Source organism: Arsenicicoccus dermatophilus, from assembly GCF_022568795.1.
GTDB lineage: Bacteria > Actinomycetota > Actinomycetes > Actinomycetales > Dermatophilaceae > Arsenicicoccus > Arsenicicoccus dermatophilus.
This window is the reverse complement of the sequence record NZ_JAKZHU010000001.1, coordinates 1,098,011-1,112,330: the sequence shown is the minus strand read 5'-3', so window position 1 is coordinate 1,112,330 and position 14,320 is coordinate 1,098,011. Positions and strand designations below refer to the sequence as shown.

Sequence of the window (14,320 nt, the reverse complement as noted above, 5' to 3'; positions counted from 1 at the left end):
CCGTCGGAGCAGGCTGCACCCCCTGCCGAGAAACGCCGATAATCTAGATTATGTCATTACGGCGTACAGCCAGCCCCTCCCACCGGCGTACACCTATCCCCCTCAGGCCCCTTCGCCATACAGCTTGAGCACCGTGCTGACCGTCGACGCGTGCCACTTGGCGCCGCCCTGCGCCGTCGGCACGCCCTCGGCGTTGAGCTGCTCGGCGATCGCCCGCAGCGACTTCCGCTCGGCGCGCTGGGCCTGGATGCGCTGCACGACAGCCTCGTCCACGTTGCGCGGGCGCCCGAGCTGGCCCCCCTGGGCCTTCTTGTGCGCCAGGGCTTCTCGGGTGCGCTGGCCGATGAGGTCGCGCTCGTACTGCGCCGCGCAGGCCAGGATGGAGGTCGTGAAGCGACCCGCCGGGTCGGTGGTGTCGATGGCCGGCGAGAGCATGACCAGGTCCCAGCCGTGCTCACCGGCCCGCGCCAGGACGGCGCTGAGACCGGAGACGGATCGCGTCAACCGGTCCAGCCGGGTGACCATCAGGGCGGTGACCTCCCCGGCATCGAGCCTGGTCAGAGCCTCGCGAAGCCCTGGCCGCTGGTCGTCCGTGCCCGAGATCCCCTCGTCGGCGAGGATCTCCAGGCGCCAGCCGCGACGGGCCGCGTCGGCCTCGAGCAGGGCGCGCTGGGTGTCCAGGCTGAGGCCGTTGACGGCCTGGTCGACGGTGGAGACGCGGACATAACCGAGGGCGAGGCGGGACTCCCCCGCACGAGAGGTGCTCACTCCCCTAATGTACAACAAACGGTCCTTGGATGTACACCTAACGGTCCGGCGAGTCTCCCGCGCCCGCGGCCTGGGTTCGCAAGGTGGCGGAAACGCCTGCCAGATAAGCGCGTTCGGGCGCCGTCGCCTGCACCTCCCGGGCGTCCACCAACTTCACGACCTCGTCCACCAGCTCGGCGGCCTGGCCCGCGGCGCGCGCGTCCAGGACCCCCTGAGCGGGGCGCTCCTCGGACGGGTTGGCGGTCATGGCGCGCAGCCTATCCCCCGCCGTCGCTCCGCAGAGGTGCGACGCGACGACGGAGCGTTGCCATCGGGAGACGTCAGCGCTGCTTCCGCAGGGCCTTCACGACCGCCTTGCCGACGTCCGACGCGCTCTGCGGGTTCTGCCCCGTGATCAGGAAGCCGTCGCGGACGACCTTGCTGGTGAAGGGGATCCGCGCCTTGACGTACGTCGCGCCCAGGGCCTGCAGCTGCTCGTCGAGCCGGAACGGCACGGCGTCCTGACGCTTGGCGAGCTTCTCCTCGGGCCAGGAGAATCCGGTGACCTTGCGCCCGGCGATCATCGGCGTGCCGTCCGCGTCGACGGCCGCGAGCAAGCCTGCGGGACCGTGGCAGACGGCCGAGACGACCTTGCCGCCCGCCGCCATCTCCACGAGCACCCGGCCCAGCGCCTCGCTGCCCGGGAAGTCGAACATCACGCCGTGCCCGCCGGTGAGGTAGACCGCGTCGTAGTCCTCGGGGTCGACCTCGTCGATGCCCGGCGTGTCGTCCAGGAGCGCCATGAAGGACGGGTCGGCATACCGCTCCCCCGTGCCGCCCGAGCGCAGCATCAGGGTGGACAGGCTCTCCGGGTCGAGCGGGACCTGGCCGCCGTCGATGCTGACGACGTCGACCTGGTGCCCGGCCTCGGTGAGCACGTCGTAGAAGTGGGTCAGCTCACCGAGCCACAGGCCGGTGCGGTAGCCCTTGTCGACATACCGGGTCGTGCTGGTGACGACGGCGAGGACGCGGCGGGGGGTGGTGCGACGGGCCATGACGACTCCTCCTGACGATGGGCTCCTCTGTGCATACCCAGGGTGAAAGCCGATGAGTCCTCCGCCCCTGCACCGGCAGTCCGAGCGTGCCTACGCTGGGCCCACGAAGATGCGCGAACCGGCCGTCGCCGGACTGTTCTATCCCGCGCGCCCCGCGCGAGCTCGCCGAGGTGGTGGACCGGCTGCTGGGAGCGGTCTCCCCCGGCGCGCCGGCCTCCCCCGACGTCGGGCCCGCTCCTGCCGACCCGGGCGCCCGCGCGGTGATCGCGCCGCACGCGGGCTATCTCTACTCCGGGTCCACCGCCGCCGCGGCCTACCGCGCCCTGGACCTGGGCGCCGCCCGGCGGGTCGCCGTCCTCGGGCCCACCCACCGCGTGCCGGTGCGCGGCGTCGCGGCGCCCGAGTCCGGCACCTGGCGCACCCCGCTCGGCGAGCTGACCGTCGACGTGGCCGATCTGCAGGACCTCTCCCCCGTCGTCGTCACCGACGCCCCGCACGCGCCGGAGCACTCCATCGAGGTGCACCTGCCCTTCGCCCAGCGCCTCGCCCCCGGCGTCGTGATCGCGCCGCTGGCCGTCGGGCGGGCGAGCAAGCACGAGGTGGCCGACGTGATCGACCGGCTCCTGGCCGACCCCGGCACCGTGGTCGTGATCAGCTCGGACCTGTCGCACTACCTGCCGTATGACGACGCGCGGCGCGTGGACCGGGCGACCCTGGACCAGGTGACGACCCTCCACGGCACGATCGACCACGAGCAGGCCTGCGGGGCGACGCCGGTCAACGGCCTGATGGAGCACGCCCGCCGCAGCGGGGCCACGATCCGCGAGCTGGCGTCCTGCTCGTCCGGCGACACCGCGGGTGACCGGGCGCGCGTGGTGGGCTATGCCGCGCTCGCGCTGGAGGCGGCGTCGTGACCATCCCCCAGGAGGCGGGTGACCTGCTGATCCCGCTGGCCCGCACTGCCGTCCGGCGTGCGGTCGGGGTGCCCACGGAGGCCGACCCGACGATCCCGGCGTGGGCCGACGAGCCGGGCGCGGCCTTCGTCACCCTGCATCTCGGCGGCCGGCTGCGCGGGTGCATCGGCAGCCTCTCGGCATACCGCCCGCTGGTGGACGACGTGCGCGGCAACGCGCGGGCCGCGGCGCTCGACGACCCTCGCTTCCGACCGGTGACGCCCGACGAGATCGACCACGTCGACCTGGAGGTGTCGGTGCTGAGCCGCCCTGAGCCGCTGACCTTCTCGTCCGAGGCAGACCTCGTCGCGCAGCTGCGCCCGCACGTCGACGGGCTGCTGCTGGAGGCGCCCGGGCACCGCGGGACCTATCTGCCGCAGGTGTGGGAGCAGCTGCCCGACCCGGCAGACTTCCTGCGCAGCCTCAAGACCAAGGCCCGGCTGCACCAGGACTGGTGGGGCGAGGACGTGCGGGTGTCGCGCTACACGGTCACCGCATGGGAGGAGCGGGCCCGATGAGCTCCCCTGCGCGGTACTGGCACTCGCTGGACGACGGCCGGATCCAGTGCGACCTGTGCCCGCGCGGGTGCCGGCTGCGGGAGGGGCAGCGCGGCTTCTGCTTCGTGCGGGCCCGCGAGGATGACGAGCTCGTGCTCACGACCTACGGCCGGTCGAGCGGCTTCTGCCTGGACCCGATCGAGAAGAAGCCGCTGCGGCACTTCTACCCCGGGTCGAGCGCGCTGTCCTTCGGCACGGCGGGTTCATGCCGGTGGACGAAGATCCGTCGGCGCCACGAGATGACCACCGGTCTGCGTGACCTGGTCGAAGTGGGGGTGGGAGGACTGCCCGACGAGGCCGTCGATCCGGTCCACCTGCCCACCTTCTGCTTCACTCGCGAGGACTACCTGGGAGCGGTGGCAGTCCTGTGCCGGGCCGGTCAGTCGGGGTGGGCGGCGTACTGCTGCTCCAGGATCGGCATGATCACGGAGGTGCGGTAGGCCGTGCCGGCCTCGGAGGGGTGCACCCCGTCCACCAGGTAGGTCGACTCCCCCTTCACCATCGCGTCGTACCACGGGACGATCGCGTCCGGGATCCGCGACGCCCGGACCTGCTCGTGGATCGTGCGGGAGTGGGCGAGCTCGACGCTGCGCATCCGCGCGGAGGCCGCTCGGGAGTGGTGCCGGTAGACCTCGACGAAGACGATGGCGGTGGCCGGGCCCGTCACGGCGCGCACCGCGGCCAGGTCCCGCCAGACCTGCGTCGGCTCGCTGTTGGCAGGCTCGAGGGAAGGATAGGTGACCGCGGCGTCGTTGGTGCCCAGCGCGAAGAGCAGGACCCGGGGGCGGTTGGTGGTGGCCCGCAACCGCTCCAGGAGGCGCTCGGTGGCGGGTGTGGTGGGGATGGACGACTGGGCGTCGATCGCCAGGGTGGTGCCGAGCCGCGGACCGATCTGCTCGTCGAGGGACCGGGCCGTCCACACCGTGATCGAGTCGCCGTAGGCCCACACCTCGGCGCGCTCGAAGGCCTCGTCGTCGGAGCGGATCCGGACCTGACGCAGCCAGGGGTAGGTGCAACCGGCGCTCAACGGGGCGAGTTCGTCCCCCGTCGACGGGCCGGTCGGTGGGGTCGAGGGCGCTCCCGCGCACGCCGCGACCAGCGAGAGCGTCGATCCGGCGACCAGCAGCCGGCGGACGACGGATCTGCGGCCTCGGCCGGCGCGGGCCCTGCGAGGGACTCGGGGTCGGTGCCACACGTCGCCACTGTCCCGCGTCCCGGCGTGCATGGCGACCTGGATCAAGCAGGGTGCGAGGCGAACTGCCGCGCGAGGACGGGCATGATCAGCGCGGTCCGCAGATCGACCCCCGCCGGCGTGGGGTGGACCCCGTCGGTGAGATACCTGCGCTCGTCCTTGGCCACGGCTGCGTACCAGGGGACGATCGCATCGGCGATCCGTGACCTGCGGGCCTGGGCGTTGATGAGCCGGGCATTGGCCATCTCGATCGCGCGGACCCGGTCGGTGGGGGCATAGCGACGGTTGAGATAGGTGTCCACGAAGATGATCGAGGTGCGCGACCCCAGCACCTGGCGGACGGCGGCGAGGTCCTTCCAGACGTCCGCGGGTCGGCTGTTGGGGACGGCGAGGGACGGGTAGAGCACCGGTGCGTCGTTGGTGCCCAGGGCGAAGACGAGCACCCGCGGGCGGTTGCGGGTCACCCTGAGCCGGTCGAGCAGCCGGTCCGTCGCCGGGGTGGTGGGGATCGAGTTCTGCGCATCCACGGCCAGACTCGTCCGCAGCTGCGGTGCGACCTGGTTGCCGAGGCTGGCAGCGGTCCCGACCGTGATCGAGTCGCCGTACACCCAGACCTCGGCGCTCTCGAACCGCGCCTGGTCCGACACCAGGCGTCGCTGGGTCAGCCAGTTATGCGTGGTGTTACGGCTCAACGGGGCCAGCTGTCCCGCTGCCGTGGTGAGCGCGGCGACCCGGGCCGCGGTGGCAGGTGCCGCGGGTCTGGGTGCCGGCGGTGCCACCACCGCAGAGGTGGCGAGCAGGGCGGCGGTCAGCAGGGCGGCGATACCCATCGTGGTGGTCCCCTCAGGCCTGGTGCGTGCGGTACTGCCGCGCGAGGATCGGCATCATCACCGAGGCGCGGTAGTCGGCCCCCGCAGCTGTGGTGTGGACCCCGTCGGCGAGATAGGCCTTCTCGTTGCGGGCCATCGCGTCGTACCAGGGGACGATCGCGTCGGGGATCCGCGACCTGCGGGCCTGGGCGTTGACGAGGCGGGCGTTGGCGAGCTCGACCCGGCGCACGGTGTCGTTCGGCGCCCAACGTCGGTTGGCGTAGGTCTCCACGAAGACGATGGAGGTGCCGGCACCGACCGCACGGCGGACGGCGGCCAGGTCCTTCCAGACGTCCTGCGGGCGGCTGTTGAACGGCGCCAACCCCGGGTAGGTGACAGGGACGTCGTTGGTGCCCAGGGCGAAGACGAGCACGCGCGGTCGGTTGCGGGTGCGCCGCAGGCGGTCCAGGAGGCGCTCGGTGGCGGGGGTGGTGGGTATGGCCACCTGGGCATCGACCGCCATGTTGCTGCCCAGCTCGGGGCCGACCCGGGCAGCCAGGTTGCGTGCCGACCGCACGGTGATCGAGTCGCCGTAGACCCACACCTCGGAGTACTCGAACCGCGGGTCGTCCGACAGCAGTCGTTCCAGACCGACCCACGACCGGGTGCTGGCGGGCGACAGCGGCGCCAGGACGCCGGTCCCGGTGGTGAGGGGGGCGGTCCGGACCACCGGCGTAGGCGGCGCGGGCAGCGACGGCCCCACCTCCAGGAAGGCCGCGCACGTGGCGGCGATGGCTGCAGTGATCAAGCCCATCGGACATCCCCCCGGTCACCGTGGCTGGAACCTGCCATGAGACTACTCAGCGTGATGCTAACTCCGCTCAAAATCTCAGTTGATGCCCTGAATGGCCTAGCGAGCGCGGTCGAGCGTGGACCTGGGTGAGCTCGTCGGTGGCACCTCCAGGGCGCGTTCGGGGTCTCGTCCGCGGGTGGCTCCCACGGTCGGTGGCTACGCTCGCGGCGTGGTGAGCCGCGTGATGCAGACCTGGGCGAGGCGGGTCGTCTCCCGTGAGGGTGGCGAGCTGCGGCGCCCGCTCGGCGCGGGCCTGCCCGGGGACCTCGAGGTGGCCTGGGTGCGCACCGGGCCACCGGGGGGCACGCCGGTCGTGGTGCTGCCCGGCGGCCCGGGCATGGCGTCCGTGCTGCCCTACGAGGCCTTCCGGCGGAGGGCGACCAGACAGGGCCTGGACGTGATCATGGTCGAGCACCGCGGGGTCGGCCTGTCCGGCCGGACGACCGAGGGCGACCCGGTCCCCCGCGAGGCGGTCACGGTGGAGGCGGCGGCCGACGACACGGCAGCGGTCCTCACGCACCTGGACGTGGAGCGGGCCGTCGTGGTCGGTTCGTCGTACGGAACCTATCTCGCGCAGGCCGTCGCCGTCCGGCACCCCCACCTGGTCCAGGCGCTGGTTCTCGACTCCCCCATCCTGTCCGTGGCGGACGACCTGGCCGCCACCCGGGCCCACCGGCGCGAGCTGCTGTGGGACGGGCGGGTTCCGCAGACCGCGCACGTCGCCGCGCTGGTGCGCCAGGTCGCGGAGGCCGGCGAGCCGATGGCAGCCCTGTCCCACGTCGTGCAGGTGACCTACGAGCTCGCCGGGCCCGAGGTGCTCGCCGCACTGCTGCGGGCCCGGCTGGACGGGCACCTGGGATGGGCCTGGGATCGGCTGTCCCGCCTGGGGATCGACGAGATCGACGGGGACGGGCTGCCGTGCTGGGTGGAGCCGGGCCCGGTCGTCGGCATCGCGTTCGGGCAGCTCGGCTACGGGCTGCCGCCGGACGGCGGACCGCTGGACCCGCAGCTCGCCTTCCAGGAGGCCGCGGCCCGGCAGCCGCCGTTCCGGGGCGAGCCGCTCGACCTGGTCGCCGAGGCACGGCGCTATCCCTGGCCGACGGTCGTCGTGTGCGGGGACCGGGACCTGCGCACACCCCGCCGGTCGCGGCGCGGCTCGTCGACCTGGCCCCGGGTGGCGTCCTCGCGCGCCTGACCGACACCGGGCACGGCGCCCTCGACCTCCACCAGCTGGCCCTGGTCGACGTCGTCCGCGTGGTCCGCGACGGCCGCACCGAGCACCTGGACGAGGCCTCCCGGGCCTGGAACGCGCTGTCGCGCAAGGGGATCTCGGGCCAGGCTGGATCGCTGGTGGAGCGGCTGGTGCGCGAGCTCGACCATCCCTGACGGGGCCCTCAGGGCCAGATGCGCATGGCGGTGACCCACAGCGCGAAGGACATGGTCAGGCAGGCCAGGGCCAACGTGATCCGGACCGGGCGCTCCACGCCCGGCCAGCGCGCCGCGACCCAGGCGGCGCCGGTGTGCACCGCGGCCAGCAGGTGCACGAACGCCGTCTCGTCCATGGTCAACCCCCGATCCGGGCCGCCGGTCGGGGCCCGTGACCGTACAACTACTGCACGTAGTTGGCAGTGACAACCAGTGAGCATCGACATCTCGGACGGAGGGGGACACCGCGGGCGCACGTTCGCCCGGGTGGCGGACGCCGCTGCCGGCATACGGCTCGAGCCACCTGGGGTCTCGCCACCACCCGGGGGCCGGCCTGACGTCCGCCGCGGTCGCCACGAGCATGCCCCGCCCCGCACGGCGCACCCGACCGCCCGCGACGCCCCATCATGGGGACATGACCTCGTCCACGAGCGCCCCTGACCTGTCGACCTTCTCGCGAGCCGGGCTGACCTTCGACGTGCAGGACGGCGGGCCGCGGGACGGCGCCGTCGTGGTGCTCCTGCACGGCTTCCCCCAGGACTCCTCCTCCTGGGAGCTGGTGGCGCCCCGGCTGCACGACGCCGGTCTGCGCACCCTCGCGCCGGACCAGCGGGGCTACTCCCCCGGCGCGTCGCCCCGAGAGGTGTCGGCCTATCGCGGCCCCGAGCTCGTGGCGGACGTCCTCGCCCTCATGGACGCCGCGGGCGCCGAGCGGGTGCACCTGGTGGGGCACGACTGGGGCGGCGCCGTCGCCTGGCTGGTCGCGCAGCGGGCTCCGCACCGGCTGGCCTCCCTCACCGTCCTGTCCACCCCGCACCCCGCCGCGCTCGCGCTCGCCCTGCGGACGCCGGACCAGCTGCGCAAGAGCTGGTACATCGGCGCCTTCCAGGTCCCGCGCGTGCCAGAGCTCGTGCTGTCCCGGCGGATGATGAGCTTCCTGACGAGTGCCGGACTTCCGGCCGAGGTCGCGCAGCGCTACGCCCGCAGGTTCGCGACCCCGGCGAGCCTGCGCGGCCCGATCGGCTGGTATCGCGCCACCACGCTCGTGCGGCCCGCCCGCCCGCGCTCCGGGGCCGCAGGCGGTGCCGGAGCCGTCGGGGGCGACGGCCGGATCACCGTGCCGACCACCTATGTCTGGGGCTCGCAGGACGTGGCCCTGGGGCGCGCCGCCGCCGAGGCCACCGAGCGGTTCGTCGACGCGCCCTGTCTCTTCGTCGAGCTCGACGCCTCCCACTGGCTCCCCGAGAGCGAGCCGCAGGAGGTCGCCGACGCGATCCTGGACCGGGTGGGGCGCAGCCGTGGGCCCCTCAGCTGACGGCGACCAGCACGGCCAGCACGGTCCGCGAGAGGATCGCGTCGCCCTGCTCGGCCGTGAGCGGTATGCCGGCGAGCAGGCGCACCGGGATCTCCACGTCCGCGGCGCTCGCGAGGTGGTGCAGCATCCGCCGCTCCCCCACCACGGTGAGCGGCGTCCCCGGGTCCGGGTGGCCGGCGTGGGCGATCACCGCGACGCCGGTGCTCGTGAGATCCGCTGCGGCGGTGGTCATCTCGTCGTGGATCCCGGCGCCGTCGAGGGTCACCTGCTCACCGACGGCGGCGGTCGCCATACGGCCGACCAGCGGGGCATAGGACAGCACGGGCTCACTCATCGCGCAGCCACTCCCGGGCCACCGCGACCGAGCCGATCGCGGCGCCCGTCTCGTCGGTGACGACGGCGAAGGTCATCACGACGTACACCGACGAGCCGTCCGGGCGGATCGCCTTGGTGCGCCGGGGTGCTCCGTCGCTCGCCAGGTGCCCGACCGCCATCGCCGCCGCGAACCCACGGTCGTGCAGGGGCCGCAACCGCTCCGGGATCATGACGACCACGTCCTGACCGATCACGTCCGCCGCCCGGTGGCCGAAGAGCCGCTCGCTGGCGGGGTTCCAGGCCCGGACCAGGCCGTCCCGGTCGATCACGATCACGGCGTCGCCCGCGGCCTCGAGGGCGCGGGCGAGCAAGGGGCTGGGCGCGTCAGTCATGCCCCTGACCGTAGTCCCCCTGCTCCGACCGCTCGCCGCGGTGTCGCTCGACGAGCGCCTCGAGCCGGCTCATCTCCGAGGTCGTCCCGAAGGGGGCGGAGAGGATCACCTCCCCGTCCGGATAGGTGATGGTCACCAGCCCGCCCCGGCGGGTGACCGAGACCAGGTCGGCGACCGGGACCACCAGCGTGCTGCGCAGGTAGCGGCATCGCAGCTCGCCGTGGGTCACCATCGCCTCCTGCGGACGAAGATCCGCCAGGATCAGGAAGAGTCCCGCCAGCGTGCACGTCCCCAGCAGGAGCACCCCGGCCCCCACCAGGTCGCCGTGCAGGAGCGCCACCGCCGTGCAGGCGACCCCGGGCACGCCCGGCACGGCCGCGATCAGCAGCGGCAGAGCCGGGAGGCCGGGTCCGAGGGTCAGGTAGAAGCTCTCCTCGCCCGTGGTCCTGGTCATGCCGCCGAGCCTAGGCCGGGGCTCCGCGTCGCCGGCGGGTGACCAGGCGGCCGGGGCCGCGGGTCAGCGGGCCTCGGGGTCGGGCTGGTGGATGCCGAGCACGTTGCCCTCGGTGTCGAGGTAGTAGCCCTGCCACGCCATCCCGGGCAGCGCGTACTTCGCCAGGGCGACCTGGCCGCCACCGTCCAGGATGCGCTTCTCGACGGCGTCGAAGTCCTCCACACCCATCGTCAGCACGGCGCCGCGCACCGGGGAGTCGATGGCGGGCGCGGGGCCCTGCCGCTGCATGAGAGCCCCGTTGATCCCCGACGCACCCCCGGGCCGGTGGCGCACCCGGCATACGGCGCGCCGGCGAACTCGCTCCAGTCCTGGAACTGCCAGCCGAAGCACTCGCCGTAGAACCGCTTGGCTCGCTCCAGGTCGTCGACGTGGATCTCGAAGTGGACCGGACGGGAGGGCATCTCGGCCTGCTCTCTGGGCGGGGATCGGGTCGGACCCGATCCTGCCGGACACAGGCGGTGCTCGCAGCGGGACGCATCTGTACGACGAGTCCCGCCGCGACCGGCTCAGCCCTCGTCGGGCATCTCGATCTCGCCGAGCTCGTCCCAGCCCTCGCCGTCCTTCTCCACGGAGATGATCTTGGGGCGGGAGGCCGCGTAGGCCCCCTGCTCCTTCATCGCCTTCGCGAAGTGCTCGGACTGCACGTGCGCGGCGCCCGCCTCGGCGTCACGGAAGGCCTCGAGGAGGATGTACTCGTGCGGACGCTCCAGCGAGCGCGACCACTCGAACCACAGGCAACCCGGCTCGGCACGGCACGCCTGCGTGAACTCCCGCGTCAGCTCGGGGAACTGGTCGGCGTACTCGGGCTTGACGTCCCACTTGACGGTGATGGCGATCATGGCGACTCCTTGCTCGGGGTGCATGGGGATGGTCGGCGGGTGCGCGGGGCGCGGCCCTCGCTCCCTGACTATCACGGCGGGTCGGGCCGGTGCCGAGGTGCGCTGCTCCAGGTGGGTGCAGTCCTCCGCAGCTCGGTAGCCCATCCGAGGCAAGCGGATACTTTGAGTGACGAATGGCTCGTCCTGACTCCCCCGACCGCGCCTGGAGCCCCCGTGATCACCCGTCGCACCCTCGTCAGCGGTCTCGCCGCCGGCGCCGCCACCCTCGTCTCCTCCGCCACGGCCCGCGCGGCCGAGGCCCCCTGGCGCCCCGCGGCGCCGTTCATCCAGCCGGTGACCCGGCTCGTGCCCGCCGCGGGCGGGGTGGCGCTGAGCAAGGGCTGGTGCGGGACCAAGGTGTCGCTGGTCCAGCGAGCGGTGGGGCTGGCCCCCCGTCGCGAGATGTACGACGACACCACGCGCCGGCGCGTCCTGACCTTCCAGCGCCGCACGGGCCTGCCCGCCACCGGGATCGTCGACGTGCGCACCTGGGCGGCGCTGCGCACCGGGCAGCCCTGGACGATCGACGCCTGGCGTCCGTCGATCGCGGTGTCCACCAGAGCCACGCGCAGCCAGCGCATCGAGGCGATGATCCGGTATGCCGTGGCCCAGCAGGGGTCGCCATACACCTGGGGCGGCGCCGGCCCCAAGGCCCTCGGCCACGACTGCTCGGGCCTGGTGCTGGCCGCGCTCGCGGCCGCGGGCATCGACCCCCAGCCGATCACGGTGACCAAGCACCAGTCGCCGGGCTACGTCACGACCCAGGCGCTCTACACCGCGCGGTTCGAGCACGTGCCCGTCGCCCGGCGGCAGCGCGGCGACCTCGTCTTCTGGATCGGGCCGAACGGCATCACCAACCACGTCGCGATCTACCTGGGAGCCGGCCGGATGGTCGAGGCCAGCGGGTCCGCCGGGAGGACCCGCGTCGCGAACCTGCGCTTCAGCTCGCCCGGACACCGTCTCGCCCCGGTCGCCGTGCGCCCCTTCACGACCCGGACCCGATGACGACGGGTCGACAAACCCCTTGCCCGCCGGCACCTCGACTGCCAGGGTGACCGCCATGGTCGATCCCTCCGCCACCCCTCCCGAGCTCCCCTCTCGTGACGAGCTCCTCGCCCGCTACGACGCCCAGCTGCGCGCCGAGCTGGCCTCGGCGGACGTCCGGGAGCCGCACGGCCCGGTGACCTGGGGCGTCTACCGCGGCGGCCGCGGCTTCGTGACCTATCGCGACCTCGGGGGTCTGGACGCCGCAGGCATCGAGGAGCTCGTCGACGAGACCTTCCGACGGTATGCCGAGGATCCCTCGATCACCCGCGTGGAGTGGAAGACACGCGGCCACGACCACGCGCCGGGGCTCCACGACGCGCTCGTGGCACGGGGATTCGTGCCGGGGGAATGGGAGTCCGTGATGGTGGGACCCGCCGCGCCGCTCACGGAGGTCTCGGTGCCGGAGGGGATCTGCGTGCGCCGGGTGACCTCGCCGGACGACGTCGAGGCGATGTGCGCGTGCGCCGATGAGGGCTTCGGCGAGTCCCTGCCCGGTATGGCGCAGGCCCTGCTGCACCGGCTCTCCCTGGACGACGGCATGGAGCTGTGGGTGGCCGAGGCGGACGGACGCATGGTGGGAACGGGCCGGCTGGAGCCCGTCGCGGGGACGGACTTCGCCGGGCTGTGGGGCGGGGCTACCGTGCCGGCGTGGCGGGGGCGAGGGGTGTATCGCACGCTCCTCGCCGCCCGCGCCCGCTCGGCCCTGCAGCGCGGCCACACCCTGCTGCAGAGCGACTCGACGGAGGACTCGCGGCCGATCCTGGAACGGTCGGGCTTCGTGCGCATCACCACGACGACGCCGTACGAGTGGCATCGGCCCTGAGTCGACGCGTCAAGCCCGCCGACCTGCGCAGGTGAGCGGAGCGGGTCAGAGCGTGGGGTGGCCGGCGCAGAGCTGCCAGGTCACCCCGAAGCGGTCCCCGACCCACCCGAAGCAGGGCGCGAAGCCGTAGTTCCCTCGGGGCATGTAGGTCCGCCCGCCCTCCTCGAGCCCGGCCCACAGTCGGTCCAGCTCGTCCTGGTCGGCGCAGTCGACCCACAGGGAGATCGCCGGGTTGAGCGAGAAGCCGTGCGCCGCACCGGAGTCCACGATCGTGAGCCGGTGCCCGCGCAGCACGGCGGTCGCGTGGACCACCGGGCCCGTGGCGCCCTGCAGGTCCCCCTCCCGCAGCGTGACGGGACCCTGCACCCAGCCGTCGCCGAAGATCTCGGCATACCGGGCCATGGCCGCCCGGGCCTGCCCCTCGAACACGATGAACGTCGCCACGCCCTGCTCGGTCATGACGCCCAGCCTGGCATCAGCGGACGGCGCCTGCCCGCCGCCCGCGCCGCGAGATGATGGTCCGGTGCCTCCTCGCTCGCCGCTGCCGCCCCGCCACGGGCTCCAGGCGGCGTGGGTGCGCACCCCCGACCGGGACCGGACCCCCGACCCGGCGCCGACGACGATGCGGGAGTGGCTGCGGCACAAGCTCCCCCGCGAGGTCGACGTCGAGCAGATGCTGGCCGCAGGGCGATTCGTCGACGACCACGGGCGGTCGTGGACCGGGGACGAGCCCTACCGTCCGCACACCTTCGTGTGGTTCCACCGTGACCTGCGCGAGGAGCCCGAGGTGCCGGGCGAGCTCACGGTCCTGCACCAGGACGAGCGGATCGTCGTCGTGGACAAGCCGCACTTCCTGTCGAGCATCCCGCGCGGCCGGCACGTCGCCCAGTCGGTCGTCGTGCGGGCCCGCCGGCTGCTCGACCTGCCCGGGCTCGGGCCCGCCCACCGCCTGGACCGGCTGACCGCCGGCGTGCTGCTGCTCACCACCGAGCAGCGCTGGCGAGCGCCCTACCAGCAGATGTTCGAGCAGCGGGTGCCCCGCAAGACCTACGAGGCGATCGCGCCGCACCGCCTGGGCCTGGAGCTGCCCCTCGTCGTGCGCAGCCACCTGATCAAGGACCGCTGCGTCCTGACCGCCCGGGAGGTCCCCGACGCCGAGCCCAACGCCGAGACGCTGGTCGAGCTGGTCGAGGTGCGAGGGTCGTTCGCGCGCTACCGCCTGTCCCCGCGCACCGGCCGCACCCACCAGCTGCGCGTCCACCTGCACTCCCTGGGCATCCCGATCGTCGGGGACCCGCTCTATCCGCAGGTGCTCGCCGACGCCGTCGACGACTTCACCGACCCGCTGCGGCTGCTCGCTCGGCGCCTGGACTTCGTCGACCCCGTGGACGGCACCGAGCGCTCCTTCACCAGCAGGCAGCAGCTGACCTGGCCGGACGCCTAGC

23 protein-coding genes are annotated in these 14,320 nt (G+C 73.3%); 9 read left to right on the top strand and 14 right to left on the bottom strand.

The genetic code is table 11. The features are described from left to right. Window positions 1-102: 102 nt before the first annotated feature. The 3 genes from MM438_RS05270 to MM438_RS05260 all read right to left on the bottom strand — a co-directional run bounded on the left by MM438_RS05270 (window position 103) and on the right by MM438_RS05260 (window position 1,802). Window positions 103-768, bottom strand: a complete 666-nt coding sequence (locus tag MM438_RS05270) for a recombinase family protein (protein WP_241451471.1) — start codon at window positions 766-768, stop codon at window positions 103-105. A gap of 37 nt (window positions 769-805) precedes the next feature. Further along, the gene (locus MM438_RS05265; protein WP_241451470.1) at window positions 806-1,015 is read right to left on the bottom strand and encodes a hypothetical protein; all 210 of its coding nucleotides are present in this window, start codon (window positions 1,013-1,015) and stop codon (window positions 806-808) included. 73 nt (window positions 1,016-1,088) lie between these two features. Continuing rightward, window positions 1,089-1,802 (bottom strand): type 1 glutamine amidotransferase domain-containing protein, encoded by a 714-nt coding sequence (locus MM438_RS05260; RefSeq protein ID WP_241451469.1) that lies wholly within the window; start codon window positions 1,800-1,802, stop codon window positions 1,089-1,091. A gap of 86 nt (window positions 1,803-1,888) precedes the next feature. Between MM438_RS05260 and amrB the strand changes: the two genes are divergently transcribed. From amrB to MM438_RS05245, 3 genes are read left to right on the top strand one after another with little or no spacing between them, the layout of a single operon-like run. Further along, entirely contained in the window at window positions 1,889-2,716 is an 828-nt protein-coding gene (gene amrB, locus MM438_RS05255) for an AmmeMemoRadiSam system protein B (protein WP_241451468.1), read from the top strand. Beyond that, window positions 2,713-3,273 (top strand): AmmeMemoRadiSam system protein A, encoded by a 561-nt coding sequence (gene amrA / locus MM438_RS05250; protein ID WP_241451467.1) that lies wholly within the window; start codon window positions 2,713-2,715, stop codon window positions 3,271-3,273. The genes amrB and amrA overlap by 4 nt, the downstream gene beginning before the upstream one ends. After that, a complete protein-coding gene (locus MM438_RS05245) occupies window positions 3,270-3,752 on the top strand; it encodes a hypothetical protein (protein ID WP_241451466.1) in 483 nt (160 codons plus the stop codon). Before amrA ends, MM438_RS05245 begins: the two co-directional genes overlap by 4 nt. Here the strand turns inward: MM438_RS05245 and MM438_RS05240 are convergent. The 3 genes from MM438_RS05240 to MM438_RS05230 form a co-directional block, all read right to left on the bottom strand. After that, window positions 3,692-4,339 (bottom strand): SGNH/GDSL hydrolase family protein, encoded by a 648-nt coding sequence (locus tag MM438_RS05240; protein WP_241451465.1) that lies wholly within the window; start codon window positions 4,337-4,339, stop codon window positions 3,692-3,694. The genes MM438_RS05245 and MM438_RS05240 overlap by 61 nt on opposite strands. 209 nt (window positions 4,340-4,548) lie before the next feature. Beyond that, window positions 4,549-5,334, bottom strand: a complete 786-nt coding sequence (locus MM438_RS05235; protein ID WP_241451464.1) for an SGNH/GDSL hydrolase family protein — start codon at window positions 5,332-5,334, stop codon at window positions 4,549-4,551. A 13-nt stretch (window positions 5,335-5,347) separates the two neighbouring features. Then, window positions 5,348-6,127 carry a GDSL-type esterase/lipase family protein gene (locus MM438_RS05230; RefSeq protein ID WP_241451463.1) on the bottom strand — a complete coding sequence of 260 codons (780 nt, stop codon included), beginning with the start codon at window positions 6,125-6,127 and terminating at the stop codon, window positions 5,348-5,350. Between the two features lie 208 nt (window positions 6,128-6,335). On the opposite strand from MM438_RS05230, the gene MM438_RS05225 reads away from it, so the two are divergent. After that, window positions 6,336-7,361, top strand: a complete 1,026-nt coding sequence (locus MM438_RS05225) for an alpha/beta fold hydrolase (protein ID WP_241451462.1) — start codon at window positions 6,336-6,338, stop codon at window positions 7,359-7,361. Further along, a complete protein-coding gene (locus MM438_RS05220) occupies window positions 7,277-7,552 on the top strand; it encodes a hypothetical protein (protein ID WP_241451461.1) in 276 nt (91 codons plus the stop codon). Before MM438_RS05225 ends, MM438_RS05220 begins: the two co-directional genes overlap by 85 nt. Before the next feature lie 8 nt (window positions 7,553-7,560). Here MM438_RS05220 and MM438_RS05215 read toward each other — a convergent pair whose 3' ends face one another. Continuing rightward, complete coding sequence (locus MM438_RS05215; RefSeq protein ID WP_241451460.1) at window positions 7,561-7,728, bottom strand: hypothetical protein; 168 nt, start codon at window positions 7,726-7,728, stop codon at window positions 7,561-7,563. A gap of 278 nt (window positions 7,729-8,006) precedes the next feature. On the opposite strand from MM438_RS05215, the gene MM438_RS05210 reads away from it, so the two are divergent. Beyond that, window positions 8,007-8,906, top strand: a complete 900-nt coding sequence (locus MM438_RS05210; protein WP_241451459.1) for an alpha/beta fold hydrolase — start codon at window positions 8,007-8,009, stop codon at window positions 8,904-8,906. On the opposite strand, the gene MM438_RS05205 is transcribed toward MM438_RS05210, so the two are convergent. From MM438_RS05205 to MM438_RS05180, 6 genes are all read right to left on the bottom strand, one after another. Beyond that, the gene (locus tag MM438_RS05205; protein WP_241451458.1) at window positions 8,899-9,240 is read right to left on the bottom strand and encodes a hypothetical protein; all 342 of its coding nucleotides are present in this window, start codon (window positions 9,238-9,240) and stop codon (window positions 8,899-8,901) included. The genes MM438_RS05210 and MM438_RS05205 overlap by 8 nt on opposite strands. After that, window positions 9,233-9,613 carry a PAS domain-containing protein gene (locus tag MM438_RS05200; RefSeq protein ID WP_241451457.1) on the bottom strand — a complete coding sequence of 127 codons (381 nt, stop codon included), beginning with the start codon at window positions 9,611-9,613 and terminating at the stop codon, window positions 9,233-9,235. Before MM438_RS05200 ends, MM438_RS05205 begins: the two co-directional genes overlap by 8 nt. Then, on the bottom strand, window positions 9,606-10,067 hold the full coding sequence (locus MM438_RS05195; protein ID WP_241451456.1) for a hypothetical protein: 462 nt from the start codon (window positions 10,065-10,067) through the stop codon (window positions 9,606-9,608). The genes MM438_RS05200 and MM438_RS05195 overlap by 8 nt, the downstream gene beginning before the upstream one ends. Before the next feature lie 63 nt (window positions 10,068-10,130). Next, a complete protein-coding gene (locus MM438_RS05190; protein ID WP_241451455.1) occupies window positions 10,131-10,316 on the bottom strand; it encodes a VOC family protein in 186 nt (61 codons plus the stop codon). Then, complete coding sequence (locus MM438_RS05185) at window positions 10,298-10,528, bottom strand: VOC family protein (protein WP_241451454.1); 231 nt, start codon at window positions 10,526-10,528, stop codon at window positions 10,298-10,300. The genes MM438_RS05190 and MM438_RS05185 overlap by 19 nt, the downstream gene beginning before the upstream one ends. 105 nt (window positions 10,529-10,633) lie before the next feature. Then, entirely contained in the window at window positions 10,634-10,966 is a 333-nt protein-coding gene (locus MM438_RS05180; protein WP_241451453.1) for a putative quinol monooxygenase, read from the bottom strand. A 213-nt stretch (window positions 10,967-11,179) separates the two neighbouring features. Between MM438_RS05180 and MM438_RS05175 the strand changes: the two genes are divergently transcribed. Together MM438_RS05175 and MM438_RS05170 are read left to right on the top strand one after the other, a co-directional pair. After that, a complete protein-coding gene (locus MM438_RS05175) occupies window positions 11,180-12,010 on the top strand; it encodes a C40 family peptidase (protein ID WP_241451452.1) in 831 nt (276 codons plus the stop codon). A gap of 55 nt (window positions 12,011-12,065) precedes the next feature. Next, window positions 12,066-12,875 carry a GNAT family N-acetyltransferase gene (locus MM438_RS05170; RefSeq protein WP_241451451.1) on the top strand — a complete coding sequence of 270 codons (810 nt, stop codon included), beginning with the start codon at window positions 12,066-12,068 and terminating at the stop codon, window positions 12,873-12,875. Between the two features lie 45 nt (window positions 12,876-12,920). On the opposite strand, the gene MM438_RS05165 is transcribed toward MM438_RS05170, so the two are convergent. Continuing rightward, complete coding sequence (locus MM438_RS05165) at window positions 12,921-13,334, bottom strand: VOC family protein (RefSeq protein ID WP_241451450.1); 414 nt, start codon at window positions 13,332-13,334, stop codon at window positions 12,921-12,923. 64 nt (window positions 13,335-13,398) lie between these two features. Here MM438_RS05165 and MM438_RS05160 point away from each other — a divergent pair, with 64 nt between their 5' ends. Continuing rightward, window positions 13,399-14,319, top strand: a complete 921-nt coding sequence (locus MM438_RS05160) for a pseudouridine synthase (protein WP_241451449.1) — start codon at window positions 13,399-13,401, stop codon at window positions 14,317-14,319. Window position 14,320: the final 1 nt, after the last annotated feature.